Source organism: Cellulomonas uda (assembly GCF_006538705.1).
Lineage (GTDB): Bacteria > Actinomycetota > Actinomycetes > Actinomycetales > Cellulomonadaceae > Cellulomonas > Cellulomonas uda.
On sequence record NZ_BJLP01000006.1, the window covers coordinates 1 to 18,869 of the forward strand.

General features: G+C 73.3%; 20 protein-coding genes. 1 reads left to right on the forward strand and 19 read right to left on the reverse strand.

The window, feature by feature from the left end; translation table 11 throughout:
• Positions 1 to 75 precede the first annotated feature (75 nt).
• The 9 genes from CUD01_RS16935 to CUD01_RS02840 form a co-directional block, all read right to left on the reverse strand.
• On the reverse strand, positions 76 to 1,260 hold the full coding sequence (locus CUD01_RS16935; RefSeq protein WP_141318547.1) for a GH12 family glycosyl hydrolase domain-containing protein: 1,185 nt from the start codon (positions 1,258 to 1,260) through the stop codon (positions 76 to 78).
• Positions 1,261 to 1,402: 142 nt separating this feature from the next.
• Positions 1,403 to 1,996 (reverse strand): RNA polymerase sigma factor, encoded by a 594-nt coding sequence (locus CUD01_RS02805; protein ID WP_208405420.1) that lies wholly within the window; start codon positions 1,994 to 1,996, stop codon positions 1,403 to 1,405.
• Positions 1,993 to 2,823 carry a hypothetical protein gene (locus tag CUD01_RS16725; protein WP_174773807.1) on the reverse strand — a complete coding sequence of 277 codons (831 nt, stop codon included), beginning with the start codon at positions 2,821 to 2,823 and terminating at the stop codon, positions 1,993 to 1,995. Before CUD01_RS16725 ends, CUD01_RS02805 begins: the two co-directional genes overlap by 4 nt.
• Positions 2,824 to 2,945: 122 nt before the next feature.
• Positions 2,946 to 3,530 (reverse strand): hypothetical protein, encoded by a 585-nt coding sequence (locus tag CUD01_RS02815; protein WP_307722659.1) that lies wholly within the window; start codon positions 3,528 to 3,530, stop codon positions 2,946 to 2,948.
• Entirely contained in the window at positions 3,527 to 4,156 is a 630-nt protein-coding gene (hisB, locus tag CUD01_RS02820) for an imidazoleglycerol-phosphate dehydratase HisB (protein ID WP_244937620.1), read from the reverse strand. The genes CUD01_RS02815 and hisB overlap by 4 nt, the downstream gene beginning before the upstream one ends.
• Positions 4,153 to 5,280: a histidinol-phosphate transaminase gene (locus CUD01_RS02825; protein WP_244937621.1), complete on the reverse strand. Its 1,128-nt coding sequence runs from the start codon at positions 5,278 to 5,280 to the stop codon at positions 4,153 to 4,155. The genes hisB and CUD01_RS02825 overlap by 4 nt, the downstream gene beginning before the upstream one ends.
• A 63-nt stretch (positions 5,281 to 5,343) precedes the next feature.
• Positions 5,344 to 6,666: a histidinol dehydrogenase gene (hisD, locus tag CUD01_RS02830; protein WP_094179834.1), complete on the reverse strand. Its 1,323-nt coding sequence runs from the start codon at positions 6,664 to 6,666 to the stop codon at positions 5,344 to 5,346.
• 83 nt (positions 6,667 to 6,749) lie between these two features.
• Positions 6,750 to 7,274: an SRPBCC family protein gene (locus tag CUD01_RS02835; protein ID WP_141318548.1), complete on the reverse strand. Its 525-nt coding sequence runs from the start codon at positions 7,272 to 7,274 to the stop codon at positions 6,750 to 6,752.
• Complete coding sequence (locus CUD01_RS02840; RefSeq protein ID WP_307722660.1) at positions 7,271 to 7,645, reverse strand: ArsR/SmtB family transcription factor; 375 nt, start codon at positions 7,643 to 7,645, stop codon at positions 7,271 to 7,273. Before CUD01_RS02840 ends, CUD01_RS02835 begins: the two co-directional genes overlap by 4 nt.
• Positions 7,646 to 7,734: 89 nt before the next feature.
• Between CUD01_RS02840 and CUD01_RS02845 the strand changes: the two genes are divergently transcribed.
• Complete coding sequence (locus CUD01_RS02845) at positions 7,735 to 7,947, forward strand: RNA-binding S4 domain-containing protein (protein ID WP_166772119.1); 213 nt, start codon at positions 7,735 to 7,737, stop codon at positions 7,945 to 7,947.
• 22 nt (positions 7,948 to 7,969) lie between these two features.
• Here the strand turns inward: CUD01_RS02845 and dnaE are convergent, their stop codons facing one another.
• The 10 genes from dnaE to CUD01_RS02895 form a co-directional block, all read right to left on the reverse strand.
• A complete protein-coding gene (dnaE, locus tag CUD01_RS02850) occupies positions 7,970 to 11,533 on the reverse strand; it encodes a DNA polymerase III subunit alpha (protein WP_141318552.1) in 3,564 nt (1,187 codons plus the stop codon).
• A 53-nt stretch (positions 11,534 to 11,586) separates the two neighbouring features.
• Positions 11,587 to 12,522: an RluA family pseudouridine synthase gene (locus CUD01_RS02855; RefSeq protein ID WP_141318554.1), complete on the reverse strand. Its 936-nt coding sequence runs from the start codon at positions 12,520 to 12,522 to the stop codon at positions 11,587 to 11,589.
• Entirely contained in the window at positions 12,515 to 13,174 is a 660-nt protein-coding gene (locus CUD01_RS02860) for a signal peptidase II (RefSeq protein ID WP_371860746.1), read from the reverse strand. Before CUD01_RS02860 ends, CUD01_RS02855 begins: the two co-directional genes overlap by 8 nt.
• A 38-nt stretch (positions 13,175 to 13,212) precedes the next feature.
• Positions 13,213 to 13,674: a TraR/DksA family transcriptional regulator gene (locus tag CUD01_RS02865; RefSeq protein WP_232514637.1), complete on the reverse strand. Its 462-nt coding sequence runs from the start codon at positions 13,672 to 13,674 to the stop codon at positions 13,213 to 13,215.
• Positions 13,675 to 13,852: 178 nt separating this feature from the next.
• A complete protein-coding gene (locus CUD01_RS02870) occupies positions 13,853 to 14,515 on the reverse strand; it encodes a DivIVA domain-containing protein (protein WP_094182107.1) in 663 nt (220 codons plus the stop codon).
• Positions 14,516 to 14,628: 113 nt separating this feature from the next.
• Complete coding sequence (locus CUD01_RS02875; protein ID WP_141318556.1) at positions 14,629 to 14,925, reverse strand: YggT family protein; 297 nt, start codon at positions 14,923 to 14,925, stop codon at positions 14,629 to 14,631.
• Between the two features lie 3 nt (positions 14,926 to 14,928).
• Positions 14,929 to 15,399 (reverse strand): cell division protein SepF, encoded by a 471-nt coding sequence (locus CUD01_RS02880; RefSeq protein ID WP_094179827.1) that lies wholly within the window; start codon positions 15,397 to 15,399, stop codon positions 14,929 to 14,931.
• 211 nt (positions 15,400 to 15,610) lie between these two features.
• Positions 15,611 to 16,381: a peptidoglycan editing factor PgeF gene (pgeF, locus tag CUD01_RS02885; RefSeq protein ID WP_141318558.1), complete on the reverse strand. Its 771-nt coding sequence runs from the start codon at positions 16,379 to 16,381 to the stop codon at positions 15,611 to 15,613.
• 10 nt (positions 16,382 to 16,391) lie between these two features.
• Positions 16,392 to 17,627, reverse strand: a complete 1,236-nt coding sequence (gene ftsZ / locus CUD01_RS02890; RefSeq protein WP_094179825.1) for a cell division protein FtsZ — start codon at positions 17,625 to 17,627, stop codon at positions 16,392 to 16,394.
• A 314-nt stretch (positions 17,628 to 17,941) separates the two neighbouring features.
• Positions 17,942 to 18,685, reverse strand: a complete 744-nt coding sequence (locus CUD01_RS02895) for a cell division protein FtsQ/DivIB (protein WP_244937632.1) — start codon at positions 18,683 to 18,685, stop codon at positions 17,942 to 17,944.
• Positions 18,686 to 18,869: the final 184 nt, after the last annotated feature.

Sequence of the window (18,869 nt, forward strand, 5' to 3'; positions counted from 1 at the left end):
GGGCACGCGCCCAGGTTACCCGCGCGTGCCCACCGACCCGCCGCGTCTACCAGCGGGCGAGACGTCGTCGGCGCGTCACCCGCAGGTGAGCGCCAGGGACGACGGCGCGTTGCCCGTCCCGACGAACCCGAACGTCGTCGACGCGCCCGGTGCGAGCGAGCCGTTGTAGGACTCGTTCGCCACGACGAGCGACGAGCCCGACCCCGTCGACCGGCCGTTCCAGACGTTCTGGACGCCCGAGCCGGACGACAGCGTGCCGCGCACCGTCCACCCGGTGACGCCGCTCGACCCGGCCTTCACGGTGACGTTCGCCTGGAACCCGCCGCCCCACGACCCGACGAGCGCGTACGTCGCCGAGCACGAGCCGGACGAGCCGCCCGGCGGCGGCGTGGTCTGGGTAGGCGGCGGGGTGGTCTGCGTCGGCGGCTGGCCGTTGCCCGTGACCGAGAAGTCCGTCACCGCCAGACCCGTCCCGCCGATCCACGGCTCGAAGCCCGCCTGGACGCTCGTAAGGTACCAGGACGACTGCCCGTAGCCGCGCGCGAGCATGTCGTCGAAGAACGTCTTGACCGAGAAGCTCACGGAGCCGGCCGTCGAGGTGCGCACGTAGGAGACGACGTTCCAGCCGGTGTTGCCGAACCACACGTCCCACGTCGAGCCCGCGAGGTTCACGGTGGCCACCTTCGAGCCGATCGGCTGGATCGACCCCTGCCGGTTGAGCCAGATCATCAGCTCCGCGCCGTCGTTCTGGCCCGTCGTCGCGCTCGGTTGCGACCGGTGGAACCAGATGTCGTACGCCGCGTCGTACGTGCCGCTCGACGGGTACGTCATCGACACGCTCGTCTGGATCGACGCGAACCGCGAGTCGGACACCCGCACGCCGTTCGGGCCGATGACCTCTGAGCTCGAGCACGTGCCGTAGTGGCAGCCCGCGTAGATCGTCGGGTAGGACTTCGGGGCGCCGTTCGTCGCGGTCTGCCCGTCGGCGCGCGTGATGCGGAAGCCCCGGTCGTTGACCGAGATGCACTGCGTCGCGCTCGTGCCCCAGCGGTTGTTCCCGACGACGTAGCGGCCACCCTGGACGGTCGTCGTGCCGTACTGCTCGCAGATCTCGGTGTCCGCCGCGGCCGGCTGGGCCGTCGCGAGCGTGAGCAGCGCCAGCAGCGCGGCGAGCGCGACCGAGGCGGCCAGCAGACGTGGGCTGCGACGTGGAAGTGGGCTGATTCGTGGAGCGGGGCTGAGTCGTGGACTGCGGCTCATGGAGGAGTCCTTCCGTGTGACGCCCGCCGTGCACGGTGCCCGGAGACCGGTCCCCGACGGCGGTGTCGGGGCGCGGCGGACGCTCGGACCAACAGGTCCGAGACAAGCACCGCCGCACCCCGACCGCGGGACCCGGAATCGTTTAGCGCGACGCCGCCGCGCCGTCCGCCTCGAGCACGGCCCGCAGCCGCCCGCGCGCCCGCGACAGCCGCTGTCGCGCAGCCGCGGGCGTCAGGTCGAGCACCGTCGCGATCTGGTCGCCGGTCAGCCCGTCCCACGCGTCGAGCCGCAGGATCTCCTGGTCCGGCTCCGACAGGCGCGCGAGGGCGTCCCGCACCTGCTCGCCCACCTCGCTGCCGGGCCGCTGCGCCGCACGCACGACGATCTCGTCGCGCAGCCGTCGCACCAGCGCGTCGCGCCGTCGCGCGGCCCGTGCGCCGTTCGCCAGCGTGAGCCGCGCGACCCCGATCATCCAGGCGAGCGCCTCGTCGTCGTCCGACGGCACGTCGTCGCGGCGACGCCACACCGTCGCGAGCGTCTGCGAGAACAGGTCCGCGGCGTCCTCCCGGTGCCGCACGCGCCGCGCGAGGTAGCCCAGCACGCGCGGCCCGAACGTCCGCACGAGCACCGTGACCCGGTCGTCGGAGCGGGTCACGGCTGCGACCGGGGTCGCCGCCCGCTCGGTGCCATCGATCTCGTCTCGCGGCGCCACCAGGTGGCTGACCTGCGCACTCACCGGCCGTCCCCCGCGAGGCCGGCTCCCGCGGGGTCGAGCCCCGGGAGCTCGTCGGTCGTGGCGGGGTCGCCGTCCGCGCCGATCCGCTCGACGAAGTCCGCGACCCCGTTCGCCTCGAGGTCCTGGAGCATCGCAGCCGCGTCACCCGCGCGCACGTCGGCGACGAGCCGCTCCCGGCCCTTCCACGACTCCTCCTCCCACGCCCACCGCGTCGCCTCGAGCGCCGCCTCCCACGCGTCGAGCGCGCGAGCGGCCGACACGTCGTCGCCCGCCGCGCGGGCAGCGAACCACTGCGCCTGCCACGCGGCGCCCGCGACCGAGTGCAGGGAGGCCGTGATGCCGTCGGCGGACGTCACGCTCGGCTCGTCGACGGGCACGGGCAGGACGTACGCCGCGACCTCGTCCCAGGTCAGCCACGCCGGCAGCGGCTCGTCGCGCGGTGCGAGCGACGCGACCACCGCCGGGGCGTCGGGGTGCGACAGGTCGAGCATCTCGGACGTGTCGGTGCCGCTCTCGTTCCGGTACGTCACGCCGTCGACCACCAGCAGACCGTCGGGCGTGCCGCCCGCGTGCTCGCCGGTCCACGCACCCGACGCGACCCCCGCCGCCGTGAGCGCGAGGGCCACCGCGGTACCGGTGCCCGCGACGGCCCAGCGCCGCGCGTGGCGCAGCGGCAGGCGGGTCACCGGGGCGGGAGCGCGGTCGGCCGTCGCGTGCCGGGCCACGAGCGGGGCCAGCACGTCGTCGAGGTCCGGGGCGGACCACGGGTCCGCGGCCGCGAGGCGGGCGCGCAGGTCGTCGTCGGTCAGGGGCTCGTGCAGCGTCATCGTCGGTTCCTCCTGTGGTCGGTCGTTCACCACAGGGATGTCCGGGTTCGCGCCGCGTGTGACACGGGACCTCGACGACCCTCTCGACACGCCGCCGGGAGGGGCGTCGGACGGGCCGCCGGTCAGCGCTTGCGACCGCGCGCGAGCGCGCGCATCGCCTGCCACCGGGACATGCCGACGCTCGTCACCACGCCCGGCACCGCGGAGGCCTGCTCCGAGCCCAGCAGCAGGTCCTCGAGCACGGGCGGGGCGTCCGCGAGCACGAGCCCCGCGGGCAGCTCGTCGTCCCGTGCGCCACCGACCCACCGCGCCGCGGCGATCTGCCCCTCGCGGCGCGTCAGCAGGACGACCGGCGTCTGGCGCAGCAGCTGCGAGATCGCGGCCGCGCCCGCGTCGGCGGCGGCCGGGTCCCGCAGGACCGCGACCGCGCCCACGGGCGTCGGGACCGCGTCGATCTCGACGTGCGCGATCGCGCACGCGGCCGCGAGCGGCTCGGGCGCCGCGACCTGCGTCACGACGAGCGCGACGGTGGGCTCCTGCGCAGGGTCGTCGAGCAGCCCCGACAGGTCGTCGGGCACGACGAGGTCGCCCAGGCCCTCGAGGTCGTCGCCGGTCGCCGCCGCCTCGTCCGAACCGCCCGACGTCGCGGGCTCGCGTGGCTCGTCGGGTCCGGCCTCACCGGGACGCGGGGTCTGCGACGCGCTCACAGCGCGCCCTTCGTCGAGGGCACGCCCTCCACCCGGGGGTCGAGCTGGACGGCGAACCGCAGCGCCCGCGCCAGGGCCTTGAACTGGGCCTCGACGATGTGGTGCGGGTCGCGCCCCTCGAGCACCCGCACGTGGATCGAGAACGCCGCGTGGTGCGCGATCGACTCCAGCACGTGCCGCGTGAGCGAACCTGTGAAGTGGCCACCGATCAGGTGGTACTCCTGCCCGGGCGGCTCGCCGGTGTGCACGAGGTAGGGCCGCCCGGACACGTCGACCACCGCCTGCGCGAGCGCCTCGTCGAGCGGCACCAGCGCGTCGCCGAACCGCGAGATGCCGCGCTTGTCGCCGAGCGCCTCGCGCAGCGCCTCGCCGAGGCAGATCGCGACGTCCTCGACGGTGTGGTGCGCGTCGATGTGCGTGTCACCCGTCGCCTTGACCGTCAGGTCGATGAGCGAGTGCTTGCCGAGCGCGGTGAGCATGTGGTCGTAGAAGGGCACGGTCGTCGAGATGTCCGTGCGGCCCGTGCCGTCGAGGTCGAGCTCGACCACGACGCTCGACTCGCTCGTGGTGCGCTCGATGCGTGCCGTGCGGCGCGTCCGGCTCGAAGGGTCCGTCGAAGGGCTCACAGTCCTGCCACCTCCACCAGGGCGTCCTTGAACGCCTGCGTCTCGTCCGGGGTCCCGACCGACACCCGCAGCCATCCCGGCGGTCCGACCTCTCGGACCAGGACGCCACGGTCGAGCAGACCCTGCCACACCGCGCGCCGGTCGTCGAAGAGGCCGAACAGCACGAAGTTCGCGTCGGAGTCCGCGACCTGCAGCCCGCGCGCGCGCAGCCAGACGACGAGGGCGTCCCGCTCCTCGCGCAGCGCGCCGACCTGCGCCATCAGCTCCGCCGAGTGCGCGAGAGCGGCCCGCGCGACCGCCTGCGTGACCGCCGACAGGTGGTAGGGCAGCCGGACGACGCGCAACGCGTCGACGAGCGCCGGCGCCGCGGCGAGGTAACCCACCCGGGCGCCCGCGAGACCGAACGCCTTGGACATCGTGCGGCTCACCGCGAGGTGCGGGTACGCGGCCAGCAGCTCGAGCGCGGACGGCGTCCCGGTCCGCCGGAACTCGCCGTACGCCTCGTCGACGACGACGACGCAGCCGCCCGGGACCTGCGCGGCCGCGTCGAGCACCGCGCGGACGGTGTCGAGCGGCAGCGCCGTGCCCGTGGGGTTGTTCGGGCTCGCGAGCAGCACGACCGACGGCGCGTGCTCGGCGATCGCGGCCCGCGCGGCCCGCGGGTCGAGGCTGAAGTCCTCCGCGCGACGGCCCGCGACCCACTCCGTGCTCGTGTCGCGCGCGTACTCGGGGTACATCGAGTACGTGGGCGCGAACGACAGCGCGGTGCGCCCCGGCCCGCCGAACGCCTGCAGCAGGTGCAGCATGACCTCGTTCGAGCCGTTCGCCGCCCAGATCTGCTCCGGGCCGAGAGCGACGCCCGACTCCGCGAGCAGGTACGCCGCCAGGTCCGAGCGCAGCGCCTCGAAGTCGCGGTCCGGGTACCGGTTCAGCCCGCGCGCCGCGTGCGCGACGGCCGCGGCGATGTCGGCCACGACCTCGTCGGACGGCGCGTACGGGTTCTCGTTGACGTTGAGCAGCACGGGCACGTCGAGCTGCGGCGCGCCGTACGGCTCGAGCCCCGCGAGCTCGGGCCGGATCGGCAGGCGCTGCGCGCCGGACGTGCTGGTCGACAGGTCGGTCACGGCGGCGATCCTAGGCCGACCGCCCCCGGGCCGGTCGGCGCGGTCCACGGCGCCCACCGGCGCTCAGAACCGCGCCCGCACGGCGTCGCCGTGCGCGGGCAGACCCTCGGCGTCCGCGAACGCGACGATGCGGTCCGCCACGGCCCCGAGCGCGTCCGCGTCGTACTCGATCACCTGGACCGCGCGCACGAACGAGTGCACGCCGAGCCCGCTCGTGAAGTGCGCGCAGCCACCGGTCGGCAGGACGTGGTTCGAACCCGCCATGTAGTCGCCGAGCGACACCGGCGAGAACGGTCCGACGAAGATCGCGCCCGCGCTCGTCACACGCTCCGCGACCGCCGCGGCGTCGGCGGTCTGGATCTCGAGGTGCTCCGCGCCGTACGCGTTCACCACCGCGAGCCCCGCCTCCAGGTCGTCGACGAGCACGATCGCGGACTGGGTGCCGGACAGGGACGTCGCGACGCGCGCCCGGTGCGTCGTCGCCTCGACGAGGTCGACGAGCTTCGACTCGACCGCCCCCGCGAGCTCGATGCTGGGCGTGACGAGCACCGAGGCCGCGAGCGGGTCGTGCTCCGCCTGGCTGATGAGGTCCGCCGCGACGTGCACGGGGTCGGCCGTGCCGTCGGCGAGGACGGCGATCTCGGTGGGACCGGCCTCGGAGTCGATGCCGACCACCCCGCGCACGAGCCGCTTCGCGGCCGCGACGTAGACGTTGCCCGGGCCCGTCACGACGTCGACCGGCTCGCACAGCACGTCGCCGTCCGCCGCGGTCTCGCCGACCGCGCCGTACGCGAACATGGCGACCGCCTGCGCGCCGCCCACGGCGTACACCTCGTCGACGCCGAGCAGCGCGCACGTCGCCAGGACCGTGGCGTCCGGCAGCCCGCCCCGGTCCTTCTGCGGCGGGCTCGCGACAGCGAGCGCACCCACGCCGGCCTCCTGCGCCGCGACCACGTTCATCACGACGGACGACGGGTAGACCGCGAGACCGCCCGGCACGTACAGACCGACGCGCCGCACCGGGATCCAGCGCTGCCGCACCTGCGCGCCCGGGGCCACCTCGACCGTGAAGTCGGTGGGCCGCTGCGCGGCGTGCACCGTCCGGACGCGGACGATCGTCTCCTCGAGCGCGGCGCGGACCTGCGGGTCGAGCTGGTCGAGCGCGTCCGCGAGCGCCTGCGCGGGGACCCGCAGGTACTCGGGCCGCACGCCGTCGAACCGCTCGGCGAGGTCGCGCAGCGCAGCGGCACCCTGGTCCCGGACCGCCTCGAGGATCGGCGCGACCTGCGCGCCGGCGTGCTCCACGTCGACCTCCGCGCGGGGCAGCTCGGCGAGGAGCTCACGTCGGGACAGCGTGCGACCACGCAGGTCGATGCGGGAGATCATGCCCCCGAGTCTAGGTCGCGCGCGGTGCCGCGTCGGGGCCGTCCGGGCTGCGGTCGTCCGGGCTGCGGTCGTCCGGGCTGCGGTCAGACGTCGTAGCGCGCGCGACGCTCGTCGTACAGCGCGTCCCAGGCCCGAACGGGCCGTCCGGCGCGGTCGTCGTCGAGCTGGTCGAGCACGACGTGCCAACCGCCGCCGTAGCCGCGGGCGGCGGCGGGCTCGAGACCCGTGTGGACGAGCGTGAGCACGGCCCCGTCACCGGCCGCCTCGAGCTGCGCCCGCACGTGCGACGTCCGCTCACCGGGGAAGGACCATGTGAGCTCCAGCACGTGAGGCGGCTCGCACACGAGCACGTCGCCGTGCGCGACGTCGTCCGCGTCGGGGTGGTCCTCTCCCATGCGCAGCTCGTAGGAGCCGCCGGCCCGCAGGTCGCCGTGCAGCGCGCCGAGCCACCGGCGGGCACGCGCCGGTTCCGTGATCGCCGACCACAGGTCCTCGGGCGTGCAGGGGTAGCGGCGCCGGAACTCGACGCGCGCGCCCTCCGCGTCGACGTGCACGGTGCCGTCCGGGCCGAGTGCCTCCGGCGTCGGGTTGCCGGGTGTGCGTGTCATGCGTCCTCCTCGTGCGGTGTGGTGGTGGGGCGCGCCGCGCGCGTGTCGTCGCGGACCCGTGTCTCGCGTCGTCCCCGGGCGACCTCGGTCGCGAGCGCGTCGAGGCGCGGCCGCCACGCCCGGACGAGGTCGTCGGCCCAGCGCGCCACCTCGTCGACGGCCTGCGGCCGCAGCGCGTAGAGGCGGACCGTCCCGCGCGGACGGGACTCGACCAGACCGGCCTCGCGCAGGACGCGCAGGTGCCGGGACACCGCGGGCTGGCTGATCCCGAACTCGTCGCCGACGGCCGTGGCGAGGTCGCCGGCCGGCCGCTCGCCCGTGCTGACGAGCTCCACCAGGCGGCGGCGGACCGGGTCGCCGAGCGCGTCCATCGGGTGCATCCCGCCATATTTGCACGACGCGTTATATAACGCAATGGTGATATGTAGTCGCCCGCCGCGCCGTGCCGCACACTGGGCACGTGGGTACCACCGACGAGCCGATCCGACTCGGCCAGTTCCTCAAGCTCGTGAACCTCGCCGAGTCCGGCGGGCACGCCCGCGCGCTGCTCGACGACGGCGCCGTCACGGTCAACGGCGAGCCGGAGACGCGCCGCGGCCGCCAGCTGCGGCCCGGCGACCAGGTCGAGGTCGACCTCCCCGGGGGCCCGCAGCGCGTGACCGTGGAGCTCTGAGCCGGAACACCCGCCCCGGGGGTCACCCCGTGAGGCAGCCCGGGCCCAGCAACGCCTTGAGGTCGCCGAACAGGGACGGGTTGCGCGTCACGCGCAGGCCGTCGTCCAGCCGCATGACCGTCGCGCGCCCCGGCTGCGTGAGCCGCAGGTGCACCTCGGTGACCCCCGGGTGCGTCGTCAGGACCTCCTTGAGGCGCTCGACGACCGGCTGGGTGCAGCGCGCCACGGGCAGCGTCACGACGACCGGCGCGTCGGCCGCGACGTCGATGTCCGGGAGCGTGACCTCCATGGCCTGCAGCTGCATGGTCTCGTCGCGCCGCCGCACGCGGCCCTTGATGACGACGACCGCGTCCTCCGCGAGGACCGTGGAGTACGCCACGTAGGTCTCGCCGAAGAACATGACCTCGACCGAGCCCTCCATGTCCTCGATCGTGACGGCCGCCCACGCGTTGCCCTGCTTCGACATCTTGCGCTGCAGGCTCGTGATGAGCCCTGCCACGACGACCGTCGAGCCGTCCGGCCGCTGCTCGTCGGCGTTGAGCGTCGCGATCGACACGTCCGCCGACTGCGCGAGCACGTGCTCGAGCCCGGACAGCGGGTGGTCGGACACGTACAGGCCGAGCATCTCCCGCTCGAACGCGAGGCGCTGCTTCTTGTCCCAGTCCGGCAGGTCCGGGATCGCGACCTGGAAGCCCGCCTCGTCGTCGCCCCCGAAGACGTCGGCGAACAGGTCGAACTGCCCCTCGGCCTCCTTGCGCTTGACCCCGATGACCGCGTCGACCGCCTGCTCGTGCACCAGCAGGAGCGCCTTGCGCGCGTGGCCCAGCGAGTCGAACGCGCCCGCCTTGATGAGCGACTCGATGGTCCGCTTGTTGCACACGACCGCGGGCACCTTGTCGAGGAAGTCCTGGAAGGACGTGTACGCGCCCTTCTCCTCACGCGTGCGCACGATCGCGTCGACGACGTTCGCGCCGACGTTGCGGATCGCGGTGAGCCCGAACCGGATGTCCACGCCGACGGCCGTGAAGTTCGCCGACGACGAGTTGACGTCCGGCGGGAGGACCGTGATGCCCATGCGCCGGCACTCACCGAGGTACAGCGCCGACTTGTCCTTGTCGTCGCGCACGCTCGTGAGCAGACCCGCCATGTACTCGGTCGGGTAGTTCGCCTTGAGGTAGGCCGTCCAGTACGACACCAGGCCGTACCCGGCGGAGTGCGCCTTGTTGAACGCGTACCCCGCGAACGGGACGAGCGTGTCCCACACCGCCTGGATCGCCGCGTCGGAGTAGCCGCGCTCGGACATGCCCTGGTGGAAGGGCACGAACTCCTTGTCGAGGATCTCCTTCTTCTTCTTGCCCATCGCGCGGCGCAGCAGGTCGGCCTGACCCAGCGAGTAGCCCGCGAGGATCTGCGCGGCCTTCTGCACCTGCTCCTGGTAGACGATCAGGCCGTACGTCTCGTCGAGGACCTCCGCGAGCGGCTCGGCCAGCTCCGGGTGGATCGGCTCGATCTGCTGCAGCCCGTTCTTGCGCAGCGCGTAGTTCGTGTGCGAGTTCATGCCCATCGGGCCGGGGCGGTACAGCGCGATGACGGCCGAGATGTCCTCGAAGTTGTCGGGCCGCATCTGGCGCAGCAGCGCGCGCATGGGACCGCCGTCGAGCTGGAACACCCCCAGGGTGTCGCCGCGGGCGAGCAGCTCGTACGTCGCCGGGTCGTCGAGCGCGACCTTCTCGATCTCGACGGGGTCCTTGCCGTTCATCACGATGTTCTCGAGCGCGTCGTCGAGGATCGTGAGGTTGCGCAGCCCCAGGAAGTCCATCTTGATCAGGCCGAGGCCCTCGGACGTCGGGTAGTCGAACTGCGTGATGATCGCGCCGTCCTGCGGGCGGCGCATGATCGGGATGATGTCGATCAGCGGGTGACTCGACATGATGACGCCCGCCGCGTGCACGCCCCACTGGCGCTTCAGCCCCTCGATGCCCTTGGCGAGCTCGACCACGCGCTGCGCGTCCGGGTCCGCGGCGTGCAGCTGGCGGAACTCCTCGGCCTCCGCGAAGCGCGGGTCCTCCGGGTTGAAGATCCCGCCCAGGCTGATGTCCTTGCCCATCACCGCGGGCGGCATCGCCTTGGTGAGCTTCTCCCCCATCGCGAACGGGAAGCCCAGCAGGCGCGACGAGTCCTTGAGGGCCTGCTTGGCCTTGATGGTGCCGTACGTGACGATCTGCGCGACGCGGTCCTCGCCGTACTTCTCCGTGACGTACCGGATCACCTCACCGCGCCGACGCTCGTCGAAGTCGACGTCGACGTCGGGCATCGAGACGCGCTCCGGGTTGAGGAAGCGTTCGAAGATCAGACCGTGCTCGAGCGGGTCGAGCTCCGTGATCCCCATGCAGTACGAGGCCATCGACCCCGCCGCGGAGCCACGGCCCGGCCCGACGCGGATGCCCTGCTCCTTGGCCCAGTTGATGAAGTCCGCGACCACGAGGAAGTACCCCGGGAAGCCCATCTGGAGGATGACCTCGGTCTCGTACTCCGCCTGCTTGCGCGACGCGTCCGGCACGCCGCCGGGGTAGCGCCGGTGCAGGCCGCGCTCGACCTCCTTGACGAACCAGCTGACCTCGTCCTCGCCGTCCGGCACCGGGAAGTGCGGCATGTAGTTCGCCTTGGTGTCGAACGACACCTCGCACTGCTCCGCGATCCGCAGCGTGTTGTCGCACGCCTCGGGCAGCTCCGCCCAGATGCGGCGCATCTCCTGCGCCGACTTCACGTAGTAGCCGGTGCCCTCGAACGCGAACCGGTTGCCGCCCTGCTCGTAGCTGGGCTCCGTCAGCGCCGAGCCCGAGTTGATGGCGAGCAGCGCCTCCTGTGACGAGGCGTCCTCCTCGCGTACGTAGTGCAGGTCGTTCGTCGCGAGCAGAGGCGCCCCGATGGCCTCCGCGAGCCGCAGCAGGTCCTTGAACACGCGGCGCTCGATGTCGAGCCCGTGGTCCATGAGCTCGACGTAGAAGTACTCCTTGCCGAAGATGTCCTGCAGCTCACCCGCGGCACGCACGGCCTCGTCCCACTGCCCGAGACGCAGGCGCGTCTGGACCTCCCCCGACGGGCAGCCCGTGGTCGCGATCAGGCCCTTGCCGTACGTCTGGAGCAGGTCCCGGTCCATGCGGGGCCACTTGCCCATCTGGCCCTCGAGCGAGGCCAGCGAGCTCGCGCGGAACAGGTTGTGCAGACCCTCGTTGTTGCGGGCCAGCAGCGTCATGTGCGTGTACGAGCCGCGCGCCGAGACGTCGTCGGACTCCTGCCCCTGCTGCCCGAACCGCACACGCGTCTGGTCGAACCGGCTGGTACCGGGCGTGACGTAGGCCTCCACGCCGATGATCGGCTTGACGCCCGCCGCCGTGGCCTTGGACCAGAAGTCGAACGCGCCGAACAGGTACCCGTGGTCGGTCGTCGCGATCGCCTTCTGCCCCAGCCGCTCGACCTCGGTGAACAGCTGGCCCAGCCGCGCGGCACCGTCCAGCATCGAGTACTCGGTGTGCACGTGGAGGTGCACGAAGGACGGGTCCTGCACTGCTGCTCCTGCTGCCACGCGCCCGAGTCTAGGTCGCGCCGGGGACACCCCGGCCGCCCGCGCCGGGCGAGTCAGCGATACCCGGCGGAGATCACGTCGAGCGCGTGCTGCAGGTCGTCCGGGTACCGGCTCTCGACCTCGAGCCACCGCCCGGTGCCGGGGTGCTCGAAGCCGAGCCGCACCGCGTGCAGCCACTGCCGCTCGAGCCCGACACGGCGCGCGAGCGCGGGGTCGGCGCCGTACGTGAGGTCGCCCACGCACGGGTGGCGCAGCGCCGAGAAGTGCACGCGGATCTGGTGCGTACGCCCCGTCTCGAGGTGCACCTCGACGAGCGACGCCGCCGGGAACGCCTCGAGCAGCTCGTAGTGCGTGACGGACGGCTTGCCGCTCGCGACCACGGCGAACTTCCAGTCGTGGCTCGGGTGCCGGCCGATCGGCGCGTCGATCGTGCCCGACGTCGGCTCCGGGTGGCCCTGCACGAGCGCGTGGTAGACCTTGTCGACCGTGCGCTCCTTGAACGCGCGCTTGAGCGCGGTGTAGGCGTGCTCGCTCTTCGCCACGACCATGAGCCCGCTCGTCCCGACGTCGAGACGGTGCACGACGCCCTGCCGCTCGGCCGCGCCCGACGTCGAGATCCGGTAGCCCGCCGCGGCGAGCGCGCCGACGACCGTGGGTCCGGTCCAGCCCGGCGACGGGTGGGCCGCGACGCCCACGGGCTTGTCGACGACGACCACGTCGTCGTCGTCGTGCACGATCGCCATCCCCGGCACGGGCTCGGGCACGACCTCGGCCACGGCGGGCGCCGCCGACGGGATCTCGACCTCGAGCCACGCACCGGCCACGAGCCGGTCGGACTTCCCGACCGCGCGCCCGTCGAGCTGCACGCCACCGGCCTCGGCGATCTCCGCGGCGCGCGTGCGCGACACGCCGAGCAGCCGCGACAGGCCGGCGTCGACCCGCTCGCCCGCGAGCCCGTCGGGCACCGGCAGGCTCCGGACGTCAGCCACGGGCCCGCTCCGCGTCCTCGGCGGCACCCGGGTGCGCGTCGTGGTCGGACTCGCGTGTGCCGTCGACGCGCACGCCACGGGCGACGAGCAGCACGACCAGACCCGCTGCGACGACGATCGCGATGTCGGCGACGTTGCCCACGAACCAGTCGAGGTACGCGATGAAGTCGATGACGTGCCCGCGCGCGAAGCCCGGCTCGCGCGCCAGACGGTCGACGAGGTTGCCCACCGCGCCGCCCAGCAGCAGCCCGAGCGCGACCGCCCAGGCGGTGGAGCCGATCCGACGCGCCACGCGCACGATCACGACGACGACGGCGACCGCGACGAGCGTCAGCACCCACGTCATGCCCTCGGCGATCGACAGCGCCGCGCCCTTGTTGAACACGAGCTGCAGACCCAGGAGCGAGCCGAGCACGTCACGCCGCTCGGCGTCGAGAACGCTCAGCGCCCACGCCTTCGTGAGCTGGTCGACGACGAGGACGCCGACCGCCAGACCCAGGAGCAGCGCGACGAGCCGACGGCGCCGCTCAGGGGCCGAGACGGGCTCGACGACGCGCTCGGCACCGGACTCGTCCGTCACGGGGGCGACCCCCACGCCCGTGTCGGCGGTGGACTCGTCCGGGAGGTCCCCGTCGGGGAGGGTGGAAGGCACCGCAGGAGTCTACGGGCGCCGGGCCGGCGGACGACGCGTCAGCGCCGCTCCTCGCGCTGCTTGCACTCGACGCACAGCGTCGCGCGCGGGAACGCCTGCAGGCGCGCCTTGCCGATCGCCTTGCCGCACGACTCGCACGTCGCGAACGAGCCCGCGCTGATCCGCTGGAGCGCGTGCTGCGTCTGCGCGAGCATGTCCCGCGTGTTGTTGACGAGCGTGAGCTCCTGCTCGCGCTCGAGCGCCGACGAGCCGGAGTCGGCCTGGTCGTCCCCCGCGCCGTCCCCCGAGTTGCGCAGGAGGTCGGACAGCTCGGCGTCCGCGACGGCGAGCTCGCTCGTCAGGCGGTCGATGTCGGAGACGAGGTCGTCGGCGACGTCCTTGACCTCACGCGCGGTCCACGGCTTCTCGCCGTCCCGGACCGGGAACAGCTTGGCGAGCCGCGAGAGCTCCTTGGTGTCGTCAGGGACGACGACGGTGCTGCTGAGCGAGTCGTTCACCACTGGCCAGCCCCCTGTCTGTGAGGTCACGTGACTGTAGACGTGCATACGGGTCGGCACAACAGGACACGCCGGGTGAAAACCCGGCGTGCCATGGCGCTGACCAGCGCAGACGACCGACAGTACCCCGGCTGTCGGCCGTCCGCGCGGCGGGACCCGCGCGGACCGCGCGAAAGACCCTTTACAGGTTGTGACCCTCGCCCACCGGCTGCGCGGCGGACGAGCGCGGCGGCAGCGCGTTGCCGCGGTTGTCGAGGTCGCCGAGCAGGTTCTCGAGGTAGCTCTTGAGGCGCGTGCGGTAGTCCCGCTCGAACACCCGCAGCTCGTCGATCTTGCGCTCGAGCAGGGACCGCTCCTGCTCCAGCTGGCCGAGCGTGCGCTGCGACGTCTCCTCGGCCTCCCGCACGATGCGGTTCGCCTGCGTCTTGGCCTCGCCGATGAGCCGCTCGGACTCCTCCTGGCCGCTGCGCACGTAGTCGTCGTGGAGCTTCTGGGCGAGCTGGAGCATGCCGGTCGCGGACTCGGGCTCGCTCGAGTGCACGGGCGACGGCGCGGCCGCGACGGGCGCGGGCGCCTGGACGACGGGCTCGGGCACCGGCTCGGGCTTGGGGGGCTGCACGGGCGCGGCGACGGCCTGCTGCGCACCGGCACGGCTCAGCTCGGCGATGCGCCGCTCGGCGGCCGCGAGCTTGGTCTTGAGGTCCTCGTTCTCGCCCTGGAGGTCACGCAGGGTGTTGACCACCTCGTCCAGGAAGTCGTCGACCTCGTCCTGGTCGTAACCCTCGCGGAACTTCGTCGCCTGGAACTTCTTGTTCAGGACGTCGTCTGCGGTCAGCAGTGCCATCGTCGTCACCTCGATCGGTCGTGCGGGGTAGGTGGAGCTGGTGGCCGGCAGTGACTCGTCCACCTCGGCCACCGTAGCGGACGGATCACGTCAGGGACGCGCGTGCACGGTCTCTAGAACCGCGCGGCGAGCGCCGGGAGCACGGACAGCAGGATGCTGCACAGCAGGAACAGCACCAGGAACGCGAGGTCCAGACGGACCGGACCCAGCGTGATCGGAGGCAGCACGCGGCGCAGTGCGCGCAGCGGCGGGTCCGTCACCGTGTACGTCGCCTCCGCGACGACCAGGGCGACCCCGTGGGGTCGCCACTGGCGCGCGAAGAACAGCACCCAGTCCAGCACGAGGCGGACGAGCAGGAACAGGAAGAAGACGAAGACGACGAACGTCAGCAGGTTCAGGACGAGGGCCACGCGTCAGCTCTGGTTGTAGAACCCCGCGCGGCTCGCGGCGCCGGCCGCGGAGTCGCCCGAGACCTCGACGTGCGCCGGCGACAGGAGGAACACCTTGTTGGTGACCCGCTCGATCGCGCCGTGCAGGCCGAAGATCAGCCCCGCGGAGAAGTCGACCAGACGCTTGGCGTCCGCGTCGTCCATGTCGGTCAGGTTCATGATCACGGGCGTCCCCTCACGGAACGCCTCACCGATCTTGCGCGCGTCGTTGTACGAGCGCGGGTGGATCGTCGTGATCCGCCGCAGCTCGGACACCGGCTGCGGCTGCTCGACCGCGGCGACGCGGGTCGGCCGGAACGGCGTCACCTGCGCCTCGTGCTCCTCGTGCTCCATCGGCACGTCCGCCCCCTCGAACTCGTCGGGGTACTCGCCGTTCGCGGCGCCGTCATCGGCCAGGCCGAGGTACAGCATCGTCTTGCGCAGCGCTCCGGCCATGGCCCCGCTCCTCCCCCGGACGTCGTCCGGACCTGCTCGTCGTCCCACCTCTGCCGCGGCCCGTCACCGCGACGACCGTGGGCCGTCCTTCTCCGCTGGTCACGCTAGCAACGTGCGCCGGATCGCTCATCTCGCGACACGCCGTTTCTGATGACGCTCTCGTGCTCGTCTGTCAAGAGCGGATCCGCACAGTCGTCCCATGTCGGACATGTCAGACAAGTCGCACCACTCCGGCGAACCGGCCCGTCCTGCCCCCGTCGGCCGCGTTCGCGCGGTACGAGAACAGCGTGCCGTCCCGCAGGGTGTCGCGCGACGACCGCACCACCCGCTGGACGCCGGCCGCACGCAGCTGCGCCTCGACCCCCGCCGGCAGGTCGAGCGCCGGCGTCCCCCAGGACGTCGTCGCCGCAGCGGCCGGGACCACGCCCACGACCTCGTCGCGCAGCGCCGACGGGACCTCGTACGAGGCGCCGGCCACGGCGGGCCCGATCGCGGCGCGCACGCGCCCGACCTCACCGCCCCGCGCGACGAGCGCGTCCAGCGCCGCGGTGACCACCCCGTCGACGAGCCCCCGACGACCGGCGTGCGCCGCGGCGACGACGCGCGCGGCCGGGTCCGCGAGCAGGACGGGCACGCAGTCGGCCACGAGCACCGCGAGCGCCAGCCCCGGGCTCGTCGTCACGAGCGCGTCCGCCGTCCCGACGGGCTCGAGCACGTCGTCGGGAAGATCGCCGGGCCCCACTACGAGGACGTCCGCGCCGTGCACCTGGTCGACGAACGCGACCCGGCACCCGAGGCGCGCCGCGAGGCGACGGCGGTTCTCCGCCACGGCCCGCGGGTCGTCGCCGACGTGCGCGCCCAGGTCGAGCGCGTCGAACGGCGGCCGGCTCACGCCACCGCGGCGGTCGGTGAACCCGGCGACGACGCCGGGGCCGAGATCGACCTCGTCGAGGTGGATCTCGGCCCCGCCGCGGTCGGTCACGAGCGGGACGTCACTTGAGGAAGTCCGGCACGTCGAGCTCCTCGCGCTCGCGCTCGCGCCGCGGCTCGTCCTCCGTGAAGATCCGCGGCACCTCGAGCGCCCCCGTCACGGGGCGGGGCTCCGCCTCGGTCGAGAGGAACGCCGGCACCGCGGGGACCGGCGCGGTCGCGGCCGGGGCGGGGGCGAACGCGGGCGCCGCGTCGACGACCTCGGGACGCGGCGCGGGCACGTTCGGGACCTGGCGCGGTGCTGCGCCGCTGACCTGGCCGAGCGCGCGGGAGTCGCGCCGCACGACCGGCGAGCCCCCGTCGAAGCCCGCCGCGATCACGGTCACACGCACCTCGTCGCCCAGCGCGTCGTCGATCACCGCGCCGAAGATGATGTTCGCCTCGGGGTGGGCAGCCTCCTGGACCAGGCGTGCGGCCTCGTTGATCTCGAACAGGCCGAGGTCCGAGCCGCCCTGGATCGAGAGCAGCACGCCGTGCGCACCGTCGATGCTGGCCTCGAGCAGCGGCGAGCTGATCGCCATCTCGGCGGCCTGCACCGCGCGGTCGTCGCCGCGCGCATACCCGATGCCCATGAGCGCCGAGCCCGCGCCCTGCATGACCGACTTCACGTCGGCGAAGTCGAGGTTGATGAGACCCGGCGTGGTGATCAGGTCGGTGATGCCCTGCACACCGGAGAGCAGCACCTGGTCGGCCGAGTGGAACGCGTCGAGCACCGACACCGAACGGTCCGAGATCTGGAGCAGGCGGTCGTTCGGGATGACGATGAGCGTGTCGACCTCGGCGCGCAGGGCGTCGATGCCCGCGTCGGCCTGCACGGAGCGTCGGCGGCCCTCGAACGTGAACGGGCGCGTGACGACGCCGATCGTCAGCGCGCCGAGCGACCGTGCGATGCGCGCCACGACCGGCGCACCGCCGGTGCCCGTGCCGCCGCCCTCACCCGCGGTGACGAAGACCATGTCGGCGCCGCGCAGGACGTCCTCGATCTCCTCCGCGTGGTCCTCGGCGGCCTTCTTGCCGACCTCCGGGTCGGCGCCGGCGCCGAGACCGCGCGTGAGCTCGCGGCCCACGTCGAGCTTGACGTCGGCGTCCGACATCAGCAGGGCCTGGGCGTCGGTGTTGACGGCGATGAACTCGACACCCTTGAGGCCGACCTCGATCATGCGGTTCACGGCGTTCACGCCGCCGCCGCCGATCCCGACGACCTTGATGACCGCCAGGTAGTTCTGCGGAGCTGCCACGGTGGGTGCCTCTCGTTTCGTGCCGATCGTGCGAGCCTGTCGGGCGCGGGCCCGGTGGTGTCGTGGGCGGCGAGCCGCTCCACCGACGTCCGCCCCCGCGACACGCCGCGGCGACGACCGCTCAAACCTTCACCCTCTACTTGAGGGTTATAGTTATGTCAGGTGTCCTGTCAGGGCGTGACGCTAGGTCGCGGCCACCGCCGGATCAACGACCGCGCGCGCGTGTCGCGCCGCGGGTTGCGCACATCCGTGCGTCGGGCTCGCGCGGGTCGCGGACGGGCGTCCGCAGGCACCCGCGACCGCGGTCCGACCCGTCACTCGATGATGGGCATGCGGGGTGCCGAGACGTCGACGACCTTCGCCCCCTCGACCGCGTCCGACCCCAGCAGCGTCGTGAGCACCGCCGCCTTCAGCGGCGTCTGCGCCGAGCTCCCCCAGTCGACCCGCAGACCACCGCGCAGCTTCATCGACACCGTGTCCTGCGTCTGCGCCGAGACCGAGCCCACGCGCGCCGCGAGCGGCGCCGGCAGCTGCTCGACGACGTCCAGCACCGCGCCGAGCGTGCGCGCGTCGCCCGCCGGCACGTCGACCACCGGCAGAGACTCGGGCGCCTTGGCGACGTGCCCGACCTGCACGCCCGCCACGTCGAGCAGCGTGAACCCCTTGCGCCCGTCGGCGGGCACGGCGGCCACCGGCTCCCGCGCGACGATCGTGATCGTCAGGCCGTGCGGCCAGTCGCGCGAGACCGCGACGTCCCGGACCCCGGGGACGTCGAGGACGTCCTGGCGGATCGCCCCCGTGTCGAGCCGCGGCAACGGCGTCTCGTCGCGGGCCTGCACCACCGCGCGCACCTCGTCGGCAGCGACGACCGAGTTGGCGCCCTCGATCTCGATGGTCAGCTCGCGCGCGTCGAGCGCCAGCACGGGCGAGAAGAACAGCACCCACGCGAGCGCGCCGAGCACGACCACCGCGCCCGCCAGCCCGACCGCCTGCCGGCGGGCGAGCGTGCGGCGCATGCGGGCCCGTTCCTCGAAGCGGGCGGCCGAGGTGGTGGACACGACCGGCGGGACCCGGATGGCCACGCTCGGCGGGCCCCCGCGGCCCGCCGCTGCGCTCACGGACCGTGCCGGCGTGCGGGCCGGGCTCGGTGCGGTCTCAGGTGCTGCGGTCTCGGGTGCTGCGGGCTGGGGTGCTGCGGGCTTCGGTGCTGCGGGCTTCGGTGCTGCGGGCTTCGGCGCAGCC

Coding starts and splice junctions, on each gene's coding strand:
- hisD (WP_094179834.1), bottom strand. CDS start 6,666: ATGATCTCCCGCATCGACCTGCGTGGTCGCACGCTGTCCCGACGTGAG.
- CUD01_RS02880 (WP_094179827.1), bottom strand. CDS start 15,399: ATGGCCGGAGCGCTGCGCAAGACGATGCTGTACCTCGGCCTGGCCGAT.
- CUD01_RS16935 (WP_141318547.1), bottom strand. CDS start 1,260: ATGAGCCGCAGTCCACGACTCAGCCCCGCTCCACGAATCAGCCCACTT.
- CUD01_RS16725 (WP_174773807.1), bottom strand. CDS start 2,823: ATGACGCTGCACGAGCCCCTGACCGACGACGACCTGCGCGCCCGCCTC.
- CUD01_RS02840 (WP_307722660.1), bottom strand. CDS start 7,645: ATGGACGCGCTCGGCGACCCGGTCCGCCGCCGCCTGGTGGAGCTCGTC.
- CUD01_RS02870 (WP_094182107.1), bottom strand. CDS start 14,515: ATGGCACTGCTGACCGCAGACGACGTCCTGAACAAGAAGTTCCAGGCG.
- CUD01_RS02835 (WP_141318548.1), bottom strand. CDS start 7,274: ATGACACGCACACCCGGCAACCCGACGCCGGAGGCACTCGGCCCGGAC.